Genomic DNA, 24,167 nt, shown 5'->3' with positions numbered 1-24,167 from the left:
TTTTAAACAGGGAGATATTTTTAACGGCACGGCTGCCGCTCAAATTCATTGTGACAGGAGTAAAACTTTATGAGCAAGACATTTGCCCGCAGCAGCCTGTGCGCGCTGGTGATGACGGTTGCCACCGCCAATGCCGCCGAGCCGCCAACGTCATTGGGAAAAGGCGAAGGACGACTGGATATTATTGCCTGGCCGGGTTATATCGAACGAGGTCAGACCGACAAGCAGTACGACTGGGTCACGCAGTTTGAGAAAGAGAGCGGCTGCCAGGTGAACGTCAAAACGGCGGCGACGTCTGACGAAATGGTTAGCCTGATGGCGAAAGGCGGCTACGATCTGGTGACGGCTTCCGGCGATGCCTCGCTGCGTTTGATCATGGGTAAGCGCGTGCAGCCGATTAATACCGCACTTATCGAAAACTGGAAAACCCTCGACCCGCGACTTGAGAAAGGTGCATGGTTTAACGTCGACGGCAAAGTGTATGGCACCCCGTATCAGTGGGGACCTAACCTTCTGATGTACAACACTAAAACCTTCCCTGTGCCGCCGGATTCCTGGAACGTGGTCTTTGTGAAACAGGATCTGCCGGACGGCAAAACCAATCAGGGCCGCGTGCAGGCCTACGATGGCCCAATCTACATCGCGGACGCGGCGCTGTTTGTGAAAGCGACACAGCCGCAGCTCGGCATTAGCGACCCGTACCAGCTGACCGAAGAACAGTACCAGGCGGTACTGAAGGTCTTGCGCGATCAGCATAGCCTGATTCATCGCTACTGGCATGACACGACCGTACAAATGAGCGACTTCAAAAATGAAGGCGTGGTGGCGTCCAGCGCCTGGCCTTACCAGGCCAACGGCCTGAAAGGTGAAGGTCAGCCGATTGCGACCGTCTTCCCGAAAGAGGGCGTTACCGGTTGGGCGGATACCACCATGCTGCACGCCGAAGCGAAGCATCCGGTTTGCGCCTACAAGTGGATGAACTGGTCGCTGACGCCGAAGGTGCAGGGTGATGTGGCGGCGTGGTTTGGCTCACTGCCGGTGGTGGCTGAAGGGTGTAAAGCCAGCGCGCTGTTGGGCGACAAAGGTTGTGAAACCAACGGCTACAGCTTCTTTGACAAAATTGCCTTCTGGAAAACGCCGATTGCCGAGGGCGGCAAGTATGTGCCTTACAGCCGCTGGACGCAGGACTATATCGCCATTATGGGCGGCCGTTGATTACCCAGGAGTCCATTATGACGTATGCAGTAGAGTTTCATGACGTCTCGCGACTTTATGGTGACGTTCGGGCGGTGGATGGCGTGAGTATCGCCATCCATGACGGCGAGTTCTTTTCGATGCTGGGGCCGTCTGGCTCCGGCAAAACCACCTGTCTGCGGCTGATCGCCGGATTTGAACAACTGAGCGGCGGCGCTATCTCTATTTTTGGCCGTCACGCCAGCGAACTGCCGCCGTGGGAGCGTGACGTTAACACCGTCTTCCAGGATTACGCGCTGTTTCCGCACATGTCAGTGCTTGATAACGTCGCCTACGGGCTGATGGTCAAGGGCGTTGGCAAGAAAGAGCGTCAGGCCAGGGCGGCGCAGGCGCTGGAGAAAGTGGCGCTGGGTTTCGTCGGCGGGCGCAAGCCGTCGCAGCTTTCCGGCGGCCAGCGTCAGCGCGTGGCGATTGCCCGCGCGCTGGTTAATGAACCCCGGGTGCTGCTGCTCGACGAACCGCTAGGTGCGCTGGATTTGAAGTTGCGCGAGCAAATGCAGTTCGAATTAAAAAAGCTGCAACAGTCGCTGGGGATCACTTTTATTTTCGTCACCCACGATCAGGGCGAGGCGCTATCGATGTCGGACCGTGTCGCGGTCTTTAACAACGGTCACATTGAGCAGGTGGACTCGCCGCGTGCGCTTTATCTGCGCCCGCGAACGCCGTTCGTCGCCAGCTTTGTCGGGACCTCTAACGTGTTCGACCCGGCGATGTCGGAGACGCTATGCGGCATGACGGGGAACTGGGCGCTGCGACCTGAACACATCCGCCTGAATGAAGGTGGCGAAGTGCAGGTGAAAGGGCGGATACAGGCGGTGCAGTATCAGGGCGCGGCGACGCGCTATGAGCTGCTGCTTGAAAGCGGCGATAAGCTACTGGTGAGCCAGGCGAACTTTGCCGTCGGGCTGGATGCGGAAGGACCTGCGGTGGGCCGGGATGTTCTGGCCTCCTGGCCGCGCGATGCCATGATCGCGCTGGATGGAGGGAGGTAAATGGAGATGAGCATGACGCCGGTACCTTCCTCCCGCGGCGGCGGAAAGATAGCCAGCCTGTTCTGGCGTAAGCCGACGCTGGGGCTTTTTCTGCTGCTGCTCGGGCCGCTGATGTGGTTCGGCATTGTCTATTTCGGTTCGCTGCTGACGCTGCTGTGGCAGGGGTTTTACACCTTTGATGATTTCACCATGTCGGTTACCCCGACGCTGACGCTGGCAAACCTGTACGCCCTGTTTAACCCGGCTAACTACGACATTATTGTCCGTACGCTGGTGATGGCGCTGGCAGTGACGGTCGCCAGCGCGCTGCTGGCGTTTCCGATGGCGTGGTATATGGCGCGCTATACCCACGGCAAGAAAAAGGCCTTCTTCTACGTGGCGGTCATGCTGCCGATGTGGGCCAGTTATATTGTCAAAGCCTACGCCTGGACGCTGCTGCTGGCCAAAGACGGTGTAGCCCAGTGGTTTTTAAATCACCTGGGTCTACAGCCGCTGCTGGCGGCGATACTGAGCGTGCCGGGCGTTGGCGGAAATACGCTGTCGACCTCCGGTCTGGGGCGCTTTCTGGTGTTTGTATACATCTGGCTGCCGTTTATGATCCTGCCGGTACAGGCTGCGCTGGAGCGGATCCCCGGCTCGTTGTTGCAGGCATCCGCTGACCTCGGCGCATTGCCGCGTCAGACTTTCCGCCATGTCGTGCTGCCGCTGGCGATACCGGGGATTGCGGCGGGGTCTATCTTCACCTTCTCGCTGACTCTTGGGGACTTTATCGTCCCGCAGCTGGTGGGGCCGCCGGGCTACTTCATCGGCAATATGGTTTATTCTCAGCAGGGGGCTATTGGCAATATGCCGATGGCGGCGGCGTTTACCCTTGTGCCAATCGTCCTGATTGCGCTCTATCTGGCGTTTGTGAAGCGCCTGGGAGCATTCGATGCACTCTGAACGCGCACCGCTGTTCCTCAAAATTGCCGCCTGGGGGGGCGTTATTTTCCTGCACTTCCCGCTGGTGATTATCGCGCTTTACGCCTTCAACACCGAAGACGCCGCCTTCAGTTTCCCGCCGCAAGGCCTGACGCTGCGCTGGTTTAGCGAGGCTGCTGGGCGCAGTGATATCTACGAGGCTGTGACACTGTCACTGAAAATTGCCGCGCTGTCGACGGCCATTGCGCTGGTACTTGGCACGTTTGCTGCAGCAGCGCTGTGGCGGCGGGATTTTTTTGGCAAAAGCGCGATATCGCTGCTGCTCCTGCTGCCGATTGCGCTGCCGGGCATTGTTACCGGACTGGCGCTGCTGACCGCGTTTAAGGTAGTGAATCTGGAGCCGGGGCTGTTCACGATTGTGATCGGTCACGCCACGTTCTGCGTGGTGGTGGTGTTTAACAACGTCATTGCCCGATTCCGGCGGACCTCATGGAGCCTGGTCGAAGCGTCGATGGATTTAGGGGCTAACGGCTGGCAAACCTTCCGTTACGTTGTGTTGCCAAATCTGGGCTCGGCGCTGCTGGCAGGGGGAATGCTGGCATTTGCGCTGTCGTTTGATGAAATTATCGTCACCACCTTCACGGCAGGCCATGAGCGCACGTTGCCGCTGTGGCTGCTTAACCAACTTGGGCGCCCGCGCGATGTGCCGGTGACCAACGTGGTCGCGCTGCTGGTGATGATACTGACAATGATACCGATTTTAGGGGCATGGTGGCTGACGCGCGAAGACGACGCGGCCACCGGCGGTGGTACGACATTTAAATAAAACAGGATCATGCTATGCAACATAAGTTACTGATTAACGGTGAGCTGGTCGCGGGTGAAGGCGAAGCGCAGCCGGTCTATAACCCCGCTACGGGTGAGATCCTGCTGAACATCGCGGAGGCCAGCGCCGCGCAGGTAGATGCGGCGGTGCATGCCGCCGACCGTGCATTCATACAATGGGGACAAACCACGCCAAAGCACCGCGCAGAGTGTTTGTTAAAACTGGCCGACGTGATTGAAGCGCATGCTCAGACGTTCGCCCGGCTGGAATCCCTTAACTGCGGCAAGCCGCTGCACTGCGTGGCCGGTGATGAAATTCCGGCGGTGGTGGATGTATTCCGCTTCTTTGCCGGCGCGGCGCGCTGCCTGAATGGCCTGGCGGCCGGGGAATATCTTGAAGGCCACACTTCCATGATTCGCCGCGATCCGGTTGGCGTGGTGGCCTCGATTGCACCGTGGAATTATCCGTTGATGATGGCCGCGTGGAAGCTGGCACCGGCGCTGGCGGCGGGCAACTGTGTGGTACTGAAACCGTCTGAAATTACGCCGCTTACGGCGCTCACGCTGGCCGAGCTGGCGAAAGATATTTTCCCTGCCGGCGTGCTGAACGTTCTGTTTGGCCGCGGTCATACCGTTGGCGATCCGCTGACCGGCCACGCGAAGGTGCGCATGGTGTCGCTGACCGGCTCAATCGCCACCGGCGAGCATATTCTGGCGCATACGGCATCTTCCGTTAAGCGCACGCACATGGAGCTAGGAGGGAAAGCGCCGGTGATTGTGTTTGACGACGCGGATATCGATGCCGTGGTTGAGGGGGTACGGACGTTTGGTTTTTACAACGCCGGACAGGATTGTACCGCCGCCTGTCGAATCTATGCGCAGCGGGGCGTTTATGACCGGCTGGTGGCTCGCCTTGGCGCGGCGGTGGCAACCCTTAAATTCGGCGACCCGGAGGATGTGAGCACCGAACTGGGGCCGCTGAGTTCACTGGCACATCTGACGCGCGTCAGCGATGCCGTGGCGCGGGCCAGGGCGCTGCCGCACATTAAGGTGGTAACCGGTGGTGATAAGGCAGAGGGAAGCGGTTATTACTTCCAGCCGACTCTGCTGGCGGGCGCGCTGCAGGAAGATGATATCGTTCAGCGAGAAGTGTTTGGCCCGGTAGTCAGCGTGACGGTGTTTGACAGTGAAGAGCAGGTGCTGGCGTGGGCCAACGATTCACAGTATGGCCTGGCCTCGTCGGTATGGACCCGCGACGTAGGGCGCGCGCACCGTTTGAGCGCGCGTTTGCAGTACGGTTGTACGTGGATCAACACCCACTTTATGCTGGTCAGCGAAATGCCCCACGGCGGGCAGAAGCTATCGGGGTACGGCAAGGATATGTCGATGTACGGACTGGAGGACTACACCGTCGTGCGCCATGTGATGATTAAGCACTGATTACCCCCTTCGCGGTAGGCGAAAAACCTGCCGCCCACTGCGCCATTTTTGACATGCCCGGAGCAACGTGCGAGGATGCGCGCCGTTGTAAAACCGGGCAAAGTCAGCATCATGAAAAAGAGTATTGTGTGTAGCGCTACCGTTATCGCGGCCTTAATCGGCGTGGGTATTATCTATTCCGCGAATCATATTGCCGCCTGTCACGGCGAACATCGGCTTGATGCCGCCTGCCTGGCGCAGGCCTGGGATACGGAGAAAGTGAACCCTATCGCGCAGTTCAATCCCAATTATGCGGTGAGCGACCCGGTCGCCGATACGGTTTTTACCGCTTCCCAAGCAAAACGCTAATCGTAACCCATATCACAGAATTAAAAACTAAAGAGGCGTACCGTTGCTTTGGTTTTAATTCATCCACGCAGTGAATTCATCTGGAGATGAATGTGTGTGGATTAGCGATCCCTACGCGAAGAGCGGCAAAAACTTGATGTGCGTCAAAAAACGTAGCATATTGCGCCGCTTTAACGATCAATTGTAAGGACTAAATTGGTGACGCTGTATCAACACATGCTTGTTTTCTACGCCGTGATGGCCGTGATCTGTGCCTTTATCACCTGGTTTCTCACTAAAGAAAGTACCTCTATTCGTCTGATAGCGACGGTATTGATTGGCGCAACGTGGCCATTCAGCTTCCCCGTTGCGCTACTGCTGTCGCTGTTCTGACGTTAATGGCTAAGATCGCTGAGCAGAATGGCGATGCTTTTACCGCCTTCAGTCTGTTCGAGTGCGATTTTGACGATAATCGTCAGCGGTACCGATAGCAGCATCCCGACCGGGCCCAGCAGCCAGCCCCAGAAAATTAACGACAAAAAGACCACCAGCGTGGAGAGCCCAAGGCCGCGTCCCATGATGCGAGGCTCAAGAATATTGCCGAAAACGAGATTTATAATCAGATACCCCGCAAGTACGATAAGCGCGTCGTAAAAGCCGCTGAACACCAGCACCTGCAGAATAGGGGGAATGGCCGCCAGCACTGACCCGATGTTGGGGATATAGTTGAGCGCGAATGCCAGTAGACCCCAGATAAACGCAAACCGCACGCCCAGCAGTTCCAGCATTCCCCACACAATCAGGCCGGTAACGAGGCTAATGGCGGTTTTCAGCACCAGATAGTGCGACACGCTGTCCAGCGCCCGTTGAATGGCCGCCATCCCTTCCACCGGTCGCGACATAATTTGCTGGAATTTTGCCGGGAGCTGCGGCACCTCCAGCAGCATAAACACGACCGTGAGCAGCAGCAGGAAGATTGACGACATGGCGTTTGACAGCTGGCTTAACAAACGTGAAACCAGCGTCATGGCGGCGTTGGGATCGATATACTTAATCAGTTCATCGGGAGAGACGGAAATGCCGAAGCGCTGCATCCATGGCTGAAGGTTATAAAGCGGTACCGCCAACGACGAACGATATTGCGGTAGCGTACGCGTCAGCTCGTTAAGCGAGGTGCCCAGCGATGCTAACAGCAGCACGGCAACCAGGATAATCACGGCGATGAGCAGCGAAATGCCGAGCACGCGCGGGACGCGGCAGCGCACCAGCAGTTGAACCACCGGGTTAAGCACCACGGCGATAAACAGCGCCAGTACGAAGGGCACGATAATTTCCGCCGCAAAGCGAATACCGGTAAGAATGATAACCAGCATGCCGAGCATGATGACGATTTTTAATCCATTAAGCGTGATGATCGGCCTGGCCATGGTTGCTCCTGCTATAAATTCTGCTGATTATGATAATTGCGAATCATCTAATAATAAATGCATTTACATCAAACAACCTTAGTAAAGATTTGAAAACATTTTGAAATACTTCGTTGGCTGTGTTAGAAATTAACTGTGTTTAACTACTGAGGACAATTTTAATCCGCAACGATGAGAAGCAATACCGCGGATGATTGTAATTTTATGGACAATATGTTCAGGACGTTTGTTTCTGCCAAAACTTCTGTTTTTCCTTCCTTTTCTGCCTTCTGTGGTGAGCATCACTGGCGCAGCGCGCTATAGTCCGTCTCTTCGTTTGAGCTAAATACTAATCATTTTATTTCGGTTTGCGCACGTCGCGAGCCGTAGCAGATTATATTCTCATGCAGGAGAAGGATCATGTTTTACTGGATTTTATTAGCCCTGGCTATCGTTGCTGAAATTACGGGTACGCTGTCTATGAAATGGGCGAGCGTCAGTGATGGCAACGCTGGTTTTATTTTAATGCTTGTTATGATCGCACTGTCTTATATTTTTCTTTCGTTCGCAGTTAAGAAAATAGCTCTCGGTGTCGCCTACGCGCTCTGGGAAGGGGTCGGCATTTTGTTGATTACCCTGTTCAGCGTTTTATTGTTTGACGAAAGCCTGACGGTGATGAAAGCAACCGGCCCGGCGACCCTGGTTGTCGGCATCGTGTTGATCAAATCGGGTACGCGAAAAGCGCCGAAGAAAAGCGTTATGATGAAAAAAGAGGTGAATCATGCCTAAGTTTGAATTGATTCACGGCTTGTGGCTGGCGGGCTCCATTGTACTGGAGATAGTCGCTAATATTTTCCTCAAGTTTTCGGACGGCTTCCGTCACAAGCTTTACGGCTTCCTGTCGCTGGCGGCGGTGTTAGCCGCTTTTAGCGCGCTGTCTCAGGCGGTAAAGGGGATTGACCTGTCGGTTGCCTATGCCATTTGGGGTGGTTTTGGCGTCGCGGCAACGCTGGCGGCGGGCTGGATTCTTTTCGGCCAACGTCTGAACCATAAGGGTTGGATGGGGCTAGCCCTGCTGCTGGTCGGTATGGTGATGATTAAACTGGCCTGATGTGATCGCTGCCTGAGAAATCGGGCAGCGAAATTCGCTGTCTGTATTACGCTTGTAACAAAGGGTTCGCTTTGTTTCTGCGAGGGTGATACATGTTCAATCCGTCACGCTGGCGTAATATTGCCACGGCCAAAACGCTGTTCGTGATGATCTTTTTAGCAGGCATCGGCCTGATTTTTTCCATTATCGCTTTACTGTACCTTTCACAGAATCTGATAAGCAGCAAAACAAACGATATTGATGCTCGCCGTTCGGCACTCTCCGTTGATGGCGCGATACAGACCTCCATTAACCGCGTTTTGTCGCTGGTTATCGATAACGCCATCTGGGATGACGCGGTGCGCGAGGTGTATGCACCGAAGCTGAACACGACCTGGCTGTACAATACCTGGGGCGCAGGCTTTAAAATTAACAATCTCTATGACGGTACGTTCGTACTTGATGAACACGATAAAGTACTGTGGGGATCGTTTCGCAGCGCGCCGTTTACGGAAACCAATTTCGATTTTTTTGGCGAAGGATTGTCCGCGCTGATTGCCAAAAATGAAGACGCGCTGCGTCGCGGTAGCAATATTTTCGCCGGTATTACCCGTACCCGTGAAGGGATTGCCTTTGTGGGGGTCGGCCTGATTCGCCCCATGGTCGGTCGTTTACAGGTGCGTGACGCCACGCGCCGCTATCTGGTTATCACCCGCCATATCAATCCTGTTTTATTGAAAAACCTTGGTAATACGTTTCAGATTGAGAACCTGACCCTGGTCGATGCGCCCAGGAATATGTACAACATTCCGCTACGTACCTCAGGCGATAAGGTCGTTGGCTGGCTAGACTGGCAGCTTCGTCAACCGGGCGCTGAAGCGGCCAGCGCGGCATCGCCGCAGATCCGTATCATTGCGCTGCTGGCCGCCGGGCTCATTTTGCTCTTTATATTGCTCAGTAGCTTAGGGCTCTGGAAACTGGCGCGCGGGGAACGCCAGGCGCGTGAAATCGCGCTGACCGATTGGCTGAGCCATTTGCCAAACCGGCGGGCGCTGATCGAGCAGCTTGAGCGCGTTAGCCGTCGCGGCGATGACAATATCACCACGGTGGTATTTATCGATCTCGATGGTTTTAAGGATGTTAACGACATTTATGGTCACGATATCGGTGATATTCTGATTATTCGCATTGCCGATATGCTGCAAACGTTGCTGCCAACCGGGGGCATGCTGGCGCGAATGGGCGGCGACGAATTTGCAATGACCGTTGGCGGTGAACAGTCGGAAGCGCGCGCCTCGGCGTTTGCGGGTCGCGTGCTGGATTATCTTAACACGCCGATTCGTATCGGCGAACGGACGCTGCACATCAGCGCCAGCATCGGTATTGCCAGCGGTCGCCTGCAAACCATTTCAAGCTCCGAGCTGTTTCGCCAGGCCGACATCGCCATGTACCACTCTAAAGTCACCGGAAAGGGGCGCATTACCCATTATGACGCCGAGCTGAACGGCGCCCGCGAGTACCAGCTTTCTATTGAAAACGATATCCGCCACGGCCTGGAACATGATGAGTTCGAGGTATGGTATCAACCGATTGTCTGCGCGCGCACTCAGGTAATGATTGGCGTGGAAGCGCTGGTGCGCTGGCCCCGGCGGCCAAAGGGTGAACTGATGCCCGAAGCGTTTATTGCCATCGCCGAAACCAGCGGTCTGATTTATTCTCTCGGGCAGTTTGTGCTGGCGCGGGCCTGCCGCGATCTGCTGGCGCATCCGGATCTAAAGCTCTCGGTGAACATTTCACCCGCGCAGTTCCGCGATCCTGAGTTCGAAAATAAAGTGTCGAGCGTACTCAGGTCGTCCGGTTTCCCGCCTTCACGTCTACAGCTTGAGGTGACGGAAACCTACGTGCTGGAGAAACCTGAACGCGCCCGCGCGGCGATTGCCAACCTTAAGGCCCTGGGTACCGCCGTTGCGCTGGATGATTTCGGTACCGGCTATTCGAGCATCGGTTATCTTCGCCGGTTTAATTTTGACACCATCAAAATTGATAAATCACTGGCCGGACTGGTGGACGATGATGAACAGGCGGCGGCGCTGGTCGGTGGTACGATTCGTATTGCCAGTGCGCTGGGAATGACGGTGATTGCAGAAGGGGTTGAGACAGAGAAGCAGATGAAGCTACTGCGCCTGGCGGGTTGCGATCAGCTGCAGGGTTTCTATTTTAGCGAACCGATGCCGTTATCGTCGCTGCTGGCTTTGCGTCGCCAGCAGCGGCAGAGTTAGTTACCGGCGGCCAGCGCTTCCAGCTTATCGCGAAAACCGGTAACAGAAATGGCCCGATTATCGGCGCGCCAGCGATCTTTCGCCGCCGGTGCCGAACTTTGTACGGCAATCAGCTGCCATCCGGCGTCGGTTTTCAGCAGCAGCGGAGAACCGCTGTCGCCAGGCAACGTATCGCATTGGTGGGAAAGGACGGTGTCCTGCGCCCAGCCGGTGACGGTACAGTCTTCATGGCTATAGAGTGAATCCAGATGATCGACCGGGTAACCGGACTGCGTGACTTTGCGCCCGGCGGCTTTCAGCGCGGCGGTCAACTCGGCTTTGTTGCCGGTAAACAGCGGCAGCGGCGTGATGCCGGAGGGGGGATAGCGCAGCACAATCAGCCCAAAGTCCCACGGTGCGGCGGAAGATGGCACAATCCAGCCGTCACCGTCGGCCTTCAGCCGTTTACCCAGCGAAGGATCGACGCGCCCCTCAATACCGTGAATTTCATAGCGCCAGCTGCCTTTTTGCGATACGAAGCGCAGCGCAACGGCTTTATCCAGCTTGCCGCGAGGCGGCTCCAGCAGACAGTGTCCGGCGGTTAATGCCAGGTGCGGTGAAATGAGCGTGGCGGTACACAGGTTGCCGCTGGCGGTTTCCAGTTGACCGATGGCATCCCACGGCTCTTGCGATGGATGACTGACCAGGGTGCGATCGTCCTGACCAAAGAACAGGGTTTTAATATCTTTTGCGCTGATGCCGCTATCACTGTCATCAGCATGAGTCATGAAGGGCAGAACGGATAACGATCCCAGTAAACAACACACAAAGGCTGTACGCATATCACTCTCTGATGGGGCAATTATGATTATAAAAACGAAACCCAGTGAGACTACTATAGACGGGAGCAATGAAAAGTGGGAGCAAAATCAGCGAACTACACTCAGTAAAAGAAGAACTGGGTCGCAATAAGCGCGCAGACGATCAGTAATGCCAGGATGAGCTCGAAACGATAGCGCCGCAACATGATTGGCTCTCCGGGAAAAAATCGGCGCTGTAATAGCGCCGATGCGAATAGTTGATCGTTCAGACCGTTGGCGAATCCGACGCCAGAGAATGACGTGACGGGATAACGCGGCGGTCTGAACCGGCGCGTTCACCGCGCCGATGTCTATCAATAATGATTAAGCAGCTGGCTGTGCAGCCGGTTTAGCAGCGGCGTGATGTTTCACTGCTTTTTTGTGTTTTTTAGCAGCCTGAGCTTTTTGCTCTACAGCCGGTTTGGTTGCTGCTTTTTTGTGTTTTTTAGCAGCCTGAGCTTTTTGCTCTACAGCCGGTTTGGTTGCTGCTTTTTTGTGTTTTTTAGCAGCCTGAGCTTTTTGCTCTACGGCCGGTTTAGTTGCTGCTTTTTTGTGTTTTTTAGCAGCCTGAGCTTTCTGTTCTACTGCTGGTTTAGCAGCGGCTTTTTTGTGTTTTTTGGCAGCCTGAGCTTTCTGTGCAGGTGCAGCTGCTTTGTGGTGTTTTTTATGGTGAGTCGCTTTTGCCGGAGCAGCGTGAGTCGCCGTCGCAGCAGCAGCCGGTGCCGGAGTGGCAGTCGCGTCAGCAGCGAAAGCAGCAGAAGACAGACCCATAGCAGCGGCAACAACCAGAGCTAATACTTTTTTCATTCTCATACCCTCGAATTGGTTTTTTCATTCAACCCCACTGCGGGGCCGTTGAAAGAACTATACCCGCAGGCTATAAGTCTTTCCGTGAGTGATTGGTATCGGCGTGTAACGGAATGTACAAGACTTGTTGTACAAACGTACAAGGGCGATTTTTCATCGCCCTCAATAGGTTAGTCAGCGCAGGTTGCCCGGTCAGATCGCTGCGACAGGTAGACGCGGAAAATAAGCACAAAGGCCATTGCCACCACGATAGCGGCAAGCAGGTAGATACTGTCCAGCCCGTGATAGCCGGCGATCCATCCGGCGACCGGCCCGGTAATACCCAGCGCCAGGTCGAGGAAGGCAGAATAGGTGCCCAGCGCGGTGCCCTGGTTTTGCTCTTCAACCTGCCTGACCGCCTCGACGCCGAGGGCCGGGAAGACCAGCGAGAAGCCGGAGCCCGTCAGGAAAGCGCCGAACCCGGCAACCCACGCATTCGGCGCAAACCAGATAATCAGCAGCCCAAGGCATTCGAACAGATAGCAGACCAGCGACACGCGAATACCGCCAAAGCGAATGATGGTGTTGCCGAGTACCAGACGAATACAGATAAAGCCGACGCTGAATAATGACAGCGTGAATGCTGCACCCTGCCAGCCGTGGGCGGTGAAGTAGAGCGTGATAAACGTCGCGATGACCCCGAATCCCACCGTACCCAGCCCAAGCCCCAGGCCGTATGGCCAGATTTTACGTGCCACGACGTGGAAGGGGGCTCTGACGCCTGCGCTGACGCTCACGTCGGCGCGGGTGCGGGCAAACAGTAAACCGACGACCGAGATAATCACAATCAGCGCGGCAAATCCGCTGATACCAAATGCGTCATTCAGCATCACGCCCAGCGGCGCGCCTGCGGCCATCGCAACGTAGGTGGCGACGCCGTTCCAGGAAATAACCCGCGAGGGAAGGGGGCTCTGACGCCTGCGCTGACGCTCACGTCGGCGCGGGTGCGGGCAAACAGTAAACCGACGACCGAGATAATCACAATCAGCGCGGCAAATCCGCTGATACCAAATGCGTCATTCAGCATCACGCCCAGCGGCGCGCCTGCGGCCATCGCAACGTAGGTGGCGACGCCGTTCCAGGAAATAACCCGCGAGGTATGAACGGCTCCGACCGTTTTTATGCCCCAAAGCGTGGACCCGGTGGAGGTAAAGCTTTCGCCGACGCCAAGGAATACGCGGCCAACCAGCAGCATCGTCACCGCCAGAAGCGGGCTGCCGTGTGCGGCGGCGGCGGCCAGAGTGAACAGACCACTCAACATACAGCAGATGATCCCGAGGCTGACGACCTTTTTCGGCCCCCAGATATCGGTGTAACGCCCGGCGTGAGGGCGGCTAACGAGCGTGGAAATATACTGCAGGCTAATCACTGCACCCGCGACCAGCGTGCTGTAACCAAGATGGTAATGGATAAATCCAGGCAGCACCGCCAGCGGCAGACCAATGGAGAGGTAGCAGATGCAGGTAAAAACAACGATCGAGATAATGCGCAGATTGAGCTGGGTATTGTTAGCGTAGGTAGTCATCACACGAAGCGGGTAAGACAAAGGTGGGCTTATTATAGAAAGTGCCATCTAGTATGGCGAGACAACAAGGCATTTTATGTCAATAACATAAGCATTAAAAATAATGGGCGGCGACGCGTGCGCCGCCGCTTATGATCAACGCAAGCGTTTATGCAGGGTGTAGCCAATGGCCAGAGCACCCACCAGCAGTATGGCGATGAAGGCACCGACGCCGTTCCAACCGTATTGGTGCCAGAACACGCCACCTAGCGTACCGGCAATGCTGGACCCCAGATAGTAGCTGAACAGATACAGCGATGAGGCCTGGCCTCTGGCGCGGCGCGCGCGCGGGCCAATCCAACTGCTGGCCACCGAGTGCGCGGCGAAAAAGCCTGCGGAGAACAGCAGCATACCCGGAAAAATCACCCACAGCGGCGAGAACAGCGTCAGCAGCAGGCCGAGCAGCATCACGCCGGTAAAGAAGATCATCACCGGGCCACGCCCGTAGCGGCTGGTCATGACGCCGGCTTTCGGCGAGCTCCAGGTGCCGGTCAGATAGGCGACGGAAAGCAGACCTACCACCGCCTGATTCAGCGACCACGGCGACAGCATCAGACGGTAGCCAATGTAGTTGAACAGGGTGACAAACGACCCCATCAGCAGGAACCCTTCGACAAACAGCAGCGGTAAGCCGCGATCGCGCCAGTGCAGGTGAAGGTTAATCAGCAGCGACTTTGGCTTCAGTGAGCTGGGGCGGAAGTGGCGTGACTCCGGCAAAATACGCCAGAACATAATGGCGGCGGCCAGCGCAAAGGCGCTGATCACCGCCAGCGCGAGGCGCCAGCCGAAGAAATCAGTCAGTACACCGGTAAGCAGACGGCCGCTCATCCCGCCAATAGAATTGCCGCTGATATACAGCCCCATGGAAAAGGCCACGAAGCTGGGGTGGATCTCTTCGCTCAGGTAGGTCATGCCAACGGCAGCCACGCCGCTCAGCGACAGGCCGATCAGCGCACGCATGATCAGAATACCGTGCCAGCTGGTCATGACGGTCGACAGCAGCGAGCAGCAGGAGGCCAGCAGCAGGGCGGTCACCATGACCTTCTTGCGCCCGATGGCATCGGAAAGCGGGCCGGTAAACAGCAGACCAACGGCCAGCATCGCCGTTGAAATAGAGAGTGAAATACTGGTTCCGGCAGGGCTGATGCCGAATTCATGCGACAGCACCGGCAGAATGGGCTGCACGCAGTACAGCAGGGCGAACGTCGCAAGACCCGCGGAAAACAGGGCGAGCGTGACGCGGATAAACGGCGGCGTACCGCGGCGGATAAAAACATGGGTGGAGGTTGGGCTAGCATCGCGGACATCAATAACGGGCGTATGGTCTGCGGTAGTTGTGCGGCTCACGGGAAGATCCTTGGCTAAAAACAACGAGTAATGGCGACATAGGTCACATAATCAGAGTAGGAAAATGTAAATATTCTGTCTAATATATTAATAATCTCAATTGATATGTATTAAATATGAATATCGAGCTGCGTCATTTACGTTATTTTATCGCTGTCGCAGAAGAGCTGCATTTTGGCCGCGCCGCCGCCCGCCTGAACATCTCGCAGCCCCCGCTGAGCCAGCAGATCCAGATCCTGGAACAGCAGGTGGGCGCCCGTTTATTTGCCCGCACTAACCGCAGCGTTAGCCTGACGGAAGCCGGGCGTCAGTTTCTGGCCGACAGCCGCCAGATCCTATTACAGGTCAACGAAGCCGCCGCGCGCGCAAGCCGCCTGCACCATGGTGAAACCGGCGAGCTGCACATCGGCTTTACCTCCTCTGCGCCATTTATCAAGGCCGTTTCCGATACGCTGTCGGCCTTTCGACAGCGCTACCCGGACGTGCACATTCAGACTCGCGAAACCAATACGCGCGAACAGATTGCGCCGTTAACTGAAGGGACGCTTGAGCTGGGTCTGATGCGTAATACGCAACTGCCGGACACGCTCGACTGGCAGATTATCCTGCGCGAGCCGCTGCTGGCGATGATCCACCGTGACCACCCGCTGGCTCAGCGACCCTCGGTCAGCCTGGTTGAGCTGGGCAAAGAACCGTTCGTTTTTTTTGACCCTCACGTTGGGACCGGTCTGTATGACGATATTCTCGGCTTGATGCGTCGCTACGGCGTGACGCCGGCGATCGCTCAGGAGGTTGGGGAAGCGATGACCATTATCGGCCTCGTGGCGTCAGGACTTGGTGTTTCCATCCTGCCGGCCTCGTTTAGCCGCGTGCAGCTGAATGAAATGCGCTGGGTACCCATTACTGAGGTGGATGCGGTATCGGAAATGTGGCTGGTGTGGTCAAAACATCATGAGCTTAGCCAGGCGGCGGAACGTTTTAAACAGCAGCTGATAAATGCAGCAAAGCTGAGCGTTGAGCGATAAAAAGCGTGAAAAATTGTGCGGTAAATCACAAGGCTAAGTAAATATTTGACGACAGCCATTGAAGTCATTCACCATAGCCCAAAGTTTATTTCGAAGCGCGAAAATAAGGGAGTTAACGGTGGTAGCGGATAGTCAGCCAGGCCATATCGATCAAATCAAGCAGACCAACGCGGGGGCGGTCTATCGCCTCATTGATCAGCTCGGCCCGGTGTCACGCATTGACCTTTCCCGACTTGCGCAACTGGCCCCCGCCAGTATTACCAAGATTGTACGCGAACTGCTGGAAGCTCACCTGGTACAGGAAACCGAAATTCAGGAAGCGGGTAGCCGCGGCCGCCCGGCGGTTGGGCTGATGGTAGAAACTGAAGCCTGGCACTATCTGTCCGTGCGCATTAGCCGTGGTGATATCCATCTGGCGCTGCGCGACTTGAGCAGTAAACTGGTGGTGGAAGAGTTGCTCGAGCTGGCGCTGGAGGACGAAACGCCTTTCCTTAACCGCGTACTGAGCCATATCGATCAATTTTTTATCCGCCATCAGAAGCTGCTTGAACGGTTAACCGCGATTGCGATTACGCTGCCGGGTATTATCGATACCGAAAACGGCATTATTCACCGCATGCCATTTTACGATGTGAAGGATATACCGTTGGGTGAAACGCTGGAAGCGCACACCGGCGTGCCGGTGTACATTCAGCACGACATCAGCGCCTGGACCATGGCTGAAGCGCTGTTCGGCGCTTCGCGCGGCGCGCGCGATGTCATTCAGGTGGTCATCGATCACAACGTAGGTGCCGGTGTCATTACCGATGGGCGTTTGCTGCATGCAGGCAGCAGCAGCCTGGTGGAAATCGGCCATACCCAGGTTGATCCGTATGGTAAGCGTTGCTACTGCGGCAACCACGGCTGTCTGGAAACCATTGCCAGCGTGGAAAGCGTGCTGGAGCTGACCCAGGTGCGAATGCAGCAGTCGATGAGCTCGATGCTGCATCAACAGCCGCTGACCGTCGACTGGCTGTGCCAGGCGGCAAAGCAGGGCGATTTGCTCGCCAAAGATATCATCAGCAGTATTGGTACCAACGTCGGGCGCATACTGGCAATCATGGTGAATCTGTTTAATCCGCAAAAAATTCTTATCGGTTCGCCGTTCAACCAGGCGGCCGACATTCTCTTCCCCGCCATTGGCGACTGCATCCGCCAGCAGTCGTTGCCAGCCTACAGCCAGCATATTTCCGTGGAGCAAACGCAGTTCTCCAACAGAGGCACCATGGCCGGTGCCGCGCTGGTCAAAGATGCGCTGTATAACGGAACGCTGCTGATCAGACTGTTACAGGGTTAACATTTTTTCGCGGTTTTGCAAAAAATTGCGCTACCTCAATCCGACCCCCTGGCGCATCACGTAAACTTTCACCCCGTTGAATTATTCATTGTCTTGATATTTTATCGGCATACCTGTGGGGTTCGTGAGTGATGCTAAATCGTTTCTTTATTACTGGAACTGATACTTCTGTCGGTAAGACGGTGGTTTCTCGTGCGCTATTACAGGCGCTCGCCGCCAGCGGGAAACGTGTGGCAGGTTATAAGCCGGTAGCCAAAGGCAGCAAAGAAACCGCCGAGGGGCTGCGTAACAAAGATGCGCTGGTGTTGCAAAGCGTTTCGTCGTTGGCGCTGCCCTATGAAGCGATTAATCCTATCGCACTGAGCGAAGAAGAAAGCAGCGTGGCGCACAGTTGCCCAATCAACTACACGCTGCTGTCCGACGGCCTGGCCAATCTCAGCGGCATGGTGGACAACGTGGTGGTTGAAGGTACGGGCGGCTGGCGTAGCCTGATGAACGATCTGCGCCCGCTGTCTGAATGGGTCGTGCAGGAGCAACTGCCGGTGCTGATGGTGGTGGGGATCCAGGAAGGGTGCATCAATCATGCGCTGCTGACGGCGCAGGCCATCGCTAATGACGGCCTACCGCTGATCGGATGGGTTGCCAACCGTATCAACCCTGGGCTGGCGCACTACGCGGAAATTATCGATGTGTTGAGCAAGAAACTGCCGGCGCCGCTCATTGGCGAATTGCCGTATCTGCCGCGCCCGGAACAGCGTGAACTCAGCCAGTACGTTGATTTAGCGATGCTCCGGAACGTGCTGACGGTAGATAGAATTCTGGCGTAAGGTACGCGACAGCACCGACGCCAGCACGCAGGCCATCAGCAAACCGGGCAGCAGCGTATACTGCTCGGTCATTTCACAAATCATCAGCGCTGACATAATCGGCGCATGCGTGGTCGCCGCCAGCAGCGCGGCCATCCCGGTCATCGCCAGCAGTATCGGCAGGCTCTCGTTTCCCGGGAATCCGGCGCTGCATGCCTGAGCAAACAAAATCCCGATAGCCAGTCCGACAAAGAGCGTGGGCGTAAATACCCCGCCGGGCGCGCCGGAGCCGCTGCTGGCGAGAATGGCGAGCAGTTTACACACGAAGATCCCCGTAATGATGGCCAGGGTCGGTGGCGTGAGCAGAAAACCCTGTACCACGCTGTAGCCATTGCCCCAGACGGCGGGGGTCAGTAGCGACAGCAGACCGACGATAAGCCCACCGAGCGCCAGCTGCCACGGTGGCGACAGCTTCAGCGCCACAAAACCGCGGTGAGTGGTATCCATTAGCCACATTAATAGCGGCCCGGCAAGGCCGCAGATCAACCCGGCGGCAAGCATCAGTCCATAGTCAACGGCAGTGAGAGCAGGCAGCGCGTCGACCTGATAAAGCGGCCTGGCGTCGCCATTGAGTAGCTGACTGGCGAGCAGGGCAACCACGGCCGCAATCACGACCGGCCCCAGAGAGGCGAGCATCAGCGTGCCGAACAGAATCTCGGCAATAAACAGACTCCCGGCCAACGGCGCATGGTAGGCACTGGCCATCCCGGCGGCCGCACCACAGGCAATCCATAATTTCCATTCGGCTTTTGGCGTAAAGCGCTGGGCAAAAAACGATGCCGCCAGCGCGGCCAGCAGTATCATTGCCCCTTCGCGGCCGATTGCGCTACCGCTAGCAACCACCAATAGCGAGGCAGTGGATTTGATCAGGCTGGAGCTGGCGTCAAATCGGCCCTCATCGCTCTCCAGTGCTTCCATATAGTCGGTGGGCGCATGGGGCCGCTGACGCGTATAGCGCTGCCAGCCCCACAGCAGCGTACCGGCGGCCAGACCGCCCAGCGCCGGGGTAATCAGGCGTCGCCAGCCGCTTAGCCCTTCGGCGGCGTTCACCAGGCTGCCGCTGTCGTTACTTAAAAACAGCCATTCCAACAGCAGCATGGCATGGCGAAACGCCGATACCGCCAGGGCCGCCAGAACGCCAATGATGCAAGCGAGCAGAAGGCGGCGAAACATCGCGTTGATGTCGGGATAATGATGAAGACGCTGCATGAGGCTGAAACGCTTAACGATAGAGCTTTTTATCAGCGACGGGGATCAGCAGCTGCGACTGCCACTGCGTAAGAGTATGCTGCGCGAGCTGCCCCAGCGCGGTGAAGAAGGGGTGATTGGCTTTCTCGACAAACTCCTTGAGGAAGCGCGGAGCCCACGGCAGCAGATGCCAGGCAAGCAGCTGCTCGCAGGCTTCTGGTCGGTCATTTTCAACCAGCCATGCCGCCAGCATCAGCAGGGTACCAAAGTGATCTTCCGGCTCGTTTTGTTCAACGTCGAACGCGATCGCGTTTTCACGCATCCACTGGCGTAGCGCCAGCGTGGAATCGCCAAACAGCACGTTTTCCCGGTCTAGCCAGACGGAGCCCCACGGCGGCGACGGTAACGCCGATGGGCCGATAAACAGCCGCTGCCAGGCCTCGGCCAGCGATTCATCGCTGTGGGAGGCAAATGCGGTGGACAGCGCATCGGCGTTTTCGAGCGGATACGGCCATTGCCCGGCCCACTCGCCGTCGCGTAAGGCGGCGACCAGCGGCTCAGCGAGTGCGCTATCCGGCGCGAAATAGAACAGTGCTCCCAGTACGCGAGCAGAGAAAGCTAAAGCGTCGTTGTGCTGAACGTCATTCATTACTGCAAATTCCTTAAAAGGGCGCGGGAGAGGTCCCGCGCCGAGAGTTTATCCGGCAATCGCCATGCCGACGGTCATATGCAGGCCGTAGAACAGCCCACGGCCGATCAGTTCACCCACGATCAGCAGCAGCAGCCCGATCGCCAGGCCGACGGCCCGAGGCGGTACACGGCGCAGCAGCGGGCATAACCAGCAGCCCAGACCCGCCGCCAGCAGCACGAAGCGCACGACCTGCCAGAGTCCCCAGTCGGGGAGCAACGCATTGGCCTGCTGTACTGAACTGTGAATAAACCCCAGATCGTTGGTCTGCATTACCACAATGGCCAGGCTCGCCAGAAAGGCCAGCGTGCTTAAACCGGCAAAGAACTTGCCGTTAAAAGGCACCTTCGAGAGCTTAAGCAGCAGGGCAGCAAACAGCGGGCCGGTTAGCATGACGGTTAAGAAGAACGTGGCCGTCGTATAGTCATTATACCAGGTTGGCACCGTATCTATCTGATAAACGCGCGTCATTGCCCAGACAAATATCAGCCCCAGCGCCATGGCGATCACCAGCCAGATACGGCCCAGGGTTTCCGGTATTTTGCCCAGTACGGAAAACAGCCACCAGAAGCCGCCGACGGCGAAGAAAAGCGAGCCGCTGGCGATTTCATTGCTGAGCGCGGAGGCGCCGATGCGGTTGAGCGAATTGAACGCCCGCAGCGGCGAACCAAGGTGCAAAACCGAGGCAAAAAAGGCAATGCCCATTATCACCCACAGGAAGAACATATTGCGTACGATGCGTCGCCGATCGTCGGTTTCACTGTGTGCCGCTAGCCAGCCCATCCCGCTCACGATGATGGCGCCCGCCACGCATTGCCCCAGTACCGTAAACAGCACCAGTGGCCATTCATGCCATCCGTTGCCCATCTTACACCTCCTTCGGGTTGGCCAGGTAGCCAGTGGTATCGCCGCACGGACGTGCATTGGCGTTAGGTTTAATCACAATGCTCGGCTTGGTAAAGTGCGCCGACGGCAGCGGCGCAACGGCTGCCAACTGCCCGTGCTTCTGGCGAAGCGCTTCAATCGGCCCGAAGTCCAGCGCGCGCAGCGGGCAGGACTCGACGCAGATCGGTTTTTTGCCTTCCGCCACGCGTTCGTGGCAGCCGTCGCACTTGGTCATGTGGCCTTTTGCCGCATTGTACTGTGGGGCACCGTACGGGCAGGCCATATGGCAGTAGCGACAGCCGATGCAGACGTCTTCGTCGACGACCACAAAGCCATCTTCTCGTTTATGCATCGCGCCGCTCGGGCATACTTTAGTACAGGCCGGATCTTCACAGTGGTTACAGGCGATGGACAGGTAGTAGGCAAAAACGTTCTGATGCCAGACGCCGTTATCTTCCTGCCAGTCGCCGCCGGCGTATTCATAAATACGGCGGAAGCTGACGTCCGGGGTTAAGTCTTTGTAATCTTTACACGCCAGCTCGCAGGTTTTACAACCGGTACAGCGGGCGGAGTCGATGAAAAATCCGTATTGCGTGCTCATTGACTAATCCTTATACCTTCTCGATCTCAACCAGGTTGGTATGCTGCGGGTTGCCTTTCGCCAGCGGCGAAGGGCGGTGGGTGGTCAGCGTGTTGATACAGGAACCGTGGTCAATGCGATCGCCATCCATCTTCGCGTCGTGCCATGCGCCCTGGCCCATGGCCGACACGCCGGGCATGATGCGCGGCGTCACTTTTGCTGCAATGCGCACTTCACCACGTTCGTTGAATACGCGAACCATATCGCCGTTCTGAATCCCGCGTTTTTGCGCGTCTATCGGGTTGAGCCAAATTTCCTAGCGACAGGCGGCTTTTAAGACATCCACGTTGCCGTAGCTGGAGTGGGTGCGGGCCTTAAAGTGGAAACCAAACAGCTGCAACGGGAATTTGTCGCGCAGCGGATCGTCCCAGCCTTCAAAGGTGGAGGCGTACACCGGCAGCGGGCTGATAGTTTCATCTTTTTCCAACTGCCATTTCGCGGCAATATCGGCCAGACGGCTGGAGTAAATTTCAATTTTTCCCGATGGAGTTTTCAGGGGATTCGCCTGCGGGTCTTGACGGAAATCGCGATAGGCCACGAAGTGGCCGTTGGGATCTTTGCGTTTATAGATGCCCATTTTTTTCAGCTCATCGTAACCCGGTAGCGCCGCGTCTTTTGCGCGCATTTTGGCATACAGATATTGCAGCCACTGTTCCTGAGTGCGACCTTCGGTAAACTTCTGGTGCACCTCGTCGCCCAAGCGTTTAGCCACTTCGCTAAGGATCCAGTAAATTGGCTTACGTTCGAACTTCGGCGCGGTGGCGGGCTGGATGAAAATCAGGTAGCCCATGTTGCCCGCGTAGTCGTTTGGAATGATGTCTTCTTGCTCGACGGTCATCAGATCCGGCAGCAAAATGTCGGCGTATTTTGCCGACGCGGTCATAAAGTTCTCAATCACCACGATCATTTCGCATTTACTTTCGTCCTGCAGAATTTCGTGGGTTTTGTTGATGTCCGAATGCTGGTTAATGATGGTGTTGCCCGCATAGTTCCAGAAGAACTTGATGGGAACATCCAGCTTCTCTTTACCGCGTACGCCGTCGCGGGTGGCGGTCATTTCTGCTCCGCGGTCGATGGCATCGGTCCATGTAAAACAGGAAATCGCGGTTTTCACCGGGTTTTCCAGCACAGGGAAGCGCTCGATGGTAATGGTGTAGGTCGATTCACGCGCGCCGCTGTTGCCGCCGTTAATTCCGACGTTACCGGTCAGAATGGGCAGCATAGCAATCGCACGGGCGGCAAGTTCGCCGTTGGCCTGACGCTGCGGGCCCCAGCCCTGACAAATGTACGCCGGTTTCGCGCTGCCTATTTCACGCGCCAGTTTAATAATACGGTCGGCCGGAATCCCGGTGATGCCCGATGCCCACTGTGGCGTTTTCGCGATACCGTCGTCGCCCTGGCCGAGAATATAGGCTTTGTAGTGCCCGTTGGCCGGCGCGCCTTCCGGCAGCGTTTTTTCGTCGTAACCGACGCAGTATTTGTCGAGGAACGGCTGATCGACGAGGTTTTCGTCAATCAATACCCATGCAATACCGGCAACCAATGCGGCATCGGTGCCGGGGCGGATAGGGATCCATTCATCTTCGCGCCCGGCGGCCGTGTCGGTATAGCGTGGATCGATAACGATCATGCGCGCATTTGAGCGTTCCCGCGCCTGTTCAAGATAATACGTAATGCCGCCGCCGCTCATGCGCGTTTCCGCCGGATTGTTGCCGAACATCACCACCAGCTTGCTGTTTTCGATATCAGAGGTGCTGTTGCCGTCATTGCTGCCGTAGGTATACGGCATAGCGCAGGCGATTTGCGCGGTACTGTAGGTTCCGTACTGGTTGAGCGAGCCGCCGTAGCAATTCATCAGACGCATGACGGCCGAACCGGACGGTGAAGAGCGGGTAATGTTGCCGCCGACGATGCCGGAAGAGTAGTTAATGTAAACCGCTTCATTGCCGTAATCTTTCACCACGCGCTTCAGGTTGTCGGCAATGGTGTCCAGCGCTTCCTGCCAGCTGATACGCGCAAATTTACCTTCGCCGCGCTTGCCGACACGTTTCATCGGGTAGTTGAGGCGATCGGGATGGTTGATTCGCCGACGAATGGAGCGACCGCGCAGACAGGCGCGCACCTGGTGATCGCCATAGCGATCTTCGCCGGTGTTGTCGGTTTCAACCCAGTAGACTTCGTTATCTTTCACGTGCAGCCGCAGCGCACAGCGGCTGCCGCAGTTAACGGAGCAAGCGCCCCAGACCACTTTATCGTCTTTACCGCGCGCCTGCTGCACGGCCGCTGCCGTTGCTCGCAGGGAGAAAGGCAGCGATAGACCACCGGCGGCGAGGGCCAGCGAACCAATCGCTGACGATTTAATGAGGGTGCGTCGGCTTAGCCCCCCGGGCTTTTCCTGATCGGACATTG

The 24,167-nt window shown here is 56.6% G+C and carries 23 protein-coding genes and 3 pseudogenes; 14 read left to right on the top strand and 12 right to left on the bottom strand.

Going from position 1 to position 24,167, the window contains the following annotated elements; translation table 11 throughout:
- The first annotated feature begins 69 nt into the window (after positions 1–69).
- The 7 genes from ydcS to H7R76_RS11755 all read left to right on the top strand — a co-directional run bounded on the left by ydcS (position 70) and on the right by H7R76_RS11755 (position 6,152).
- A complete protein-coding gene (ydcS, locus tag H7R76_RS11785) occupies positions 70–1,215 on the top strand; it encodes a putative ABC transporter substrate-binding protein YdcS (RefSeq protein ID WP_106929093.1) in 1,146 nt (381 codons plus the stop codon).
- Positions 1,216–1,232: 17 nt separating this feature from the next.
- Positions 1,233–2,246, top strand: a complete 1,014-nt coding sequence (locus H7R76_RS11780; RefSeq protein WP_182967871.1) for an ABC transporter ATP-binding protein — start codon at positions 1,233–1,235, stop codon at positions 2,244–2,246.
- Positions 2,247–2,258: 12 nt separating this feature from the next.
- Positions 2,259–3,188 carry an ABC transporter permease gene (locus tag H7R76_RS11775; protein ID WP_374956752.1) on the top strand — a complete coding sequence of 310 codons (930 nt, stop codon included), beginning with the start codon at positions 2,259–2,261 and terminating at the stop codon, positions 3,186–3,188.
- The gene (locus H7R76_RS11770; RefSeq protein ID WP_182928952.1) at positions 3,178–3,993 is read left to right on the top strand and encodes an ABC transporter permease; all 816 of its coding nucleotides are present in this window, start codon (positions 3,178–3,180) and stop codon (positions 3,991–3,993) included. Before H7R76_RS11775 ends, H7R76_RS11770 begins: the two co-directional genes overlap by 11 nt.
- 14 nt (positions 3,994–4,007) lie before the next feature.
- Positions 4,008–5,432, top strand: a complete 1,425-nt coding sequence (gene patD / locus H7R76_RS11765) for an aminobutyraldehyde dehydrogenase (protein WP_182967868.1) — start codon at positions 4,008–4,010, stop codon at positions 5,430–5,432.
- A gap of 111 nt (positions 5,433–5,543) precedes the next feature.
- A complete protein-coding gene (locus tag H7R76_RS11760; RefSeq protein WP_182967866.1) occupies positions 5,544–5,780 on the top strand; it encodes a hypothetical protein in 237 nt (78 codons plus the stop codon).
- Between the two features lie 198 nt (positions 5,781–5,978).
- Complete coding sequence (locus tag H7R76_RS11755; protein ID WP_106929082.1) at positions 5,979–6,152, top strand: GhoT/OrtT family toxin; 174 nt, start codon at positions 5,979–5,981, stop codon at positions 6,150–6,152.
- Between the two features lie 2 nt (positions 6,153–6,154).
- On the opposite strand, the gene H7R76_RS11750 is transcribed toward H7R76_RS11755, so the two are convergent.
- Entirely contained in the window at positions 6,155–7,186 is a 1,032-nt protein-coding gene (locus H7R76_RS11750; RefSeq protein ID WP_106929080.1) for an AI-2E family transporter, read from the bottom strand.
- A 171-nt stretch (positions 7,187–7,357) separates the two neighbouring features.
- Here H7R76_RS11750 and H7R76_RS25260 point away from each other — a divergent pair, with 171 nt between their 5' ends.
- From H7R76_RS25260 to H7R76_RS11735, 4 genes are all read left to right on the top strand, one after another.
- Positions 7,358–7,489: a protein YdgV gene (locus tag H7R76_RS25260; protein WP_484140442.1), complete on the top strand. Its 132-nt coding sequence runs from the start codon at positions 7,358–7,360 to the stop codon at positions 7,487–7,489.
- A 93-nt stretch (positions 7,490–7,582) separates the two neighbouring features.
- Positions 7,583–7,954 (top strand): multidrug/spermidine efflux SMR transporter subunit MdtJ, encoded by a 372-nt coding sequence (gene mdtJ, locus H7R76_RS11745; protein ID WP_182967969.1) that lies wholly within the window; start codon positions 7,583–7,585, stop codon positions 7,952–7,954.
- Positions 7,947–8,276: a multidrug/spermidine efflux SMR transporter subunit MdtI gene (gene mdtI / locus H7R76_RS11740; protein ID WP_106929077.1), complete on the top strand. Its 330-nt coding sequence runs from the start codon at positions 7,947–7,949 to the stop codon at positions 8,274–8,276. Before mdtJ ends, mdtI begins: the two co-directional genes overlap by 8 nt.
- Before the next feature lie 92 nt (positions 8,277–8,368).
- Positions 8,369–10,534: a bifunctional diguanylate cyclase/phosphodiesterase gene (locus H7R76_RS11735; protein ID WP_182967865.1), complete on the top strand. Its 2,166-nt coding sequence runs from the start codon at positions 8,369–8,371 to the stop codon at positions 10,532–10,534.
- On the opposite strand, the gene H7R76_RS11730 is transcribed toward H7R76_RS11735, so the two are convergent.
- The 6 genes and pseudogenes from H7R76_RS11730 to ynfM all read right to left on the bottom strand — a co-directional run bounded on the left by H7R76_RS11730 (position 10,531) and on the right by ynfM (position 15,130).
- Positions 10,531–11,355, bottom strand: a complete 825-nt coding sequence (locus H7R76_RS11730) for a trypsin-like serine peptidase (protein ID WP_182928949.1) — start codon at positions 11,353–11,355, stop codon at positions 10,531–10,533. The two genes, H7R76_RS11735 and H7R76_RS11730, sit on opposite strands and share 4 nt — an antisense overlap.
- A 101-nt stretch (positions 11,356–11,456) precedes the next feature.
- A complete protein-coding gene (gene ydgU / locus H7R76_RS25255; RefSeq protein ID WP_455648420.1) occupies positions 11,457–11,540 on the bottom strand; it encodes a small membrane protein YdgU in 84 nt (27 codons plus the stop codon).
- 157 nt (positions 11,541–11,697) lie between these two features.
- Positions 11,698–12,180: an acid resistance repetitive basic protein Asr gene (gene asr, locus H7R76_RS11725; protein ID WP_182967863.1), complete on the bottom strand. Its 483-nt coding sequence runs from the start codon at positions 12,178–12,180 to the stop codon at positions 11,698–11,700.
- A gap of 170 nt (positions 12,181–12,350) precedes the next feature.
- Positions 12,351–13,118: pseudogene (locus tag H7R76_RS11720) on the bottom strand (MFS transporter); the annotation flags it as partial.
- A gap of 54 nt (positions 13,119–13,172) precedes the next feature.
- A pseudogene (locus H7R76_RS11715) lies at positions 13,173–13,744 on the bottom strand (MFS transporter); the annotation flags it as partial.
- Positions 13,745–13,879: 135 nt separating this feature from the next.
- The gene (ynfM, locus tag H7R76_RS11710; RefSeq protein ID WP_106929070.1) at positions 13,880–15,130 is read right to left on the bottom strand and encodes a multidrug efflux MFS transporter YnfM/SxtP(Kp); all 1,251 of its coding nucleotides are present in this window, start codon (positions 15,128–15,130) and stop codon (positions 13,880–13,882) included.
- Positions 15,131–15,246: 116 nt separating this feature from the next.
- On the opposite strand from ynfM, the gene ynfL reads away from it, so the two are divergent.
- From ynfL to bioD, 3 genes are all read left to right on the top strand, one after another.
- Positions 15,247–16,155 (top strand): multidrug efflux transcriptional activator YnfL/SxtR(Kp), encoded by a 909-nt coding sequence (gene ynfL, locus H7R76_RS11705; RefSeq protein WP_106929068.1) that lies wholly within the window; start codon positions 15,247–15,249, stop codon positions 16,153–16,155.
- Between the two features lie 118 nt (positions 16,156–16,273).
- Positions 16,274–17,491 carry a sugar metabolism global transcriptional regulator Mlc gene (gene mlc / locus H7R76_RS11700; protein WP_182934728.1) on the top strand — a complete coding sequence of 406 codons (1,218 nt, stop codon included), beginning with the start codon at positions 16,274–16,276 and terminating at the stop codon, positions 17,489–17,491.
- 131 nt (positions 17,492–17,622) lie between these two features.
- Positions 17,623–18,318, top strand: coding sequence for a dethiobiotin synthase (gene bioD, locus H7R76_RS11695; RefSeq protein ID WP_106929064.1), 696 nt, complete (start codon positions 17,623–17,625; stop codon positions 18,316–18,318).
- Here the strand turns inward: bioD and clcB are convergent.
- The 5 genes and pseudogenes from clcB to ynfE form a co-directional block, all read right to left on the bottom strand.
- Positions 18,271–19,566 carry a voltage-gated ClC-type chloride channel ClcB gene (clcB, locus tag H7R76_RS11690; RefSeq protein WP_182967861.1) on the bottom strand — a complete coding sequence of 432 codons (1,296 nt, stop codon included), beginning with the start codon at positions 19,564–19,566 and terminating at the stop codon, positions 18,271–18,273. The genes bioD and clcB overlap by 48 nt on opposite strands.
- Positions 19,567–19,579: 13 nt before the next feature.
- Positions 19,580–20,194, bottom strand: coding sequence for a Tat proofreading chaperone DmsD (dmsD, locus tag H7R76_RS11685; RefSeq protein ID WP_182967859.1), 615 nt, complete (start codon positions 20,192–20,194; stop codon positions 19,580–19,582).
- A gap of 48 nt (positions 20,195–20,242) precedes the next feature.
- A complete protein-coding gene (locus H7R76_RS11680) occupies positions 20,243–21,100 on the bottom strand; it encodes a dimethyl sulfoxide reductase anchor subunit family protein (RefSeq protein WP_182967857.1) in 858 nt (285 codons plus the stop codon).
- Position 21,101: 1 nt separating this feature from the next.
- The gene (locus H7R76_RS11675) at positions 21,102–21,719 is read right to left on the bottom strand and encodes a DMSO/selenate family reductase complex B subunit (protein ID WP_182928944.1); all 618 of its coding nucleotides are present in this window, start codon (positions 21,717–21,719) and stop codon (positions 21,102–21,104) included.
- 10 nt (positions 21,720–21,729) lie between these two features.
- Positions 21,730–24,165 (bottom strand): annotated as a pseudogene (gene ynfE / locus H7R76_RS11670) (selenate/tellurate reductase subunit YnfE).
- Between the last annotated feature and the right edge of the window lie 2 nt (positions 24,166–24,167).

Origin of the sequence: Klebsiella sp. WP8-S18-ESBL-06, assembly GCF_014169755.1 — a bacterium.
In the GTDB taxonomy this organism is placed as follows: domain Bacteria; phylum Pseudomonadota; class Gammaproteobacteria; order Enterobacterales; family Enterobacteriaceae; genus Kluyvera; species Kluyvera ascorbata_B.
The sequence above is the reverse complement of the archived record's forward strand: the minus strand, read 5'-3'. Positions and strand labels throughout refer to the sequence as shown.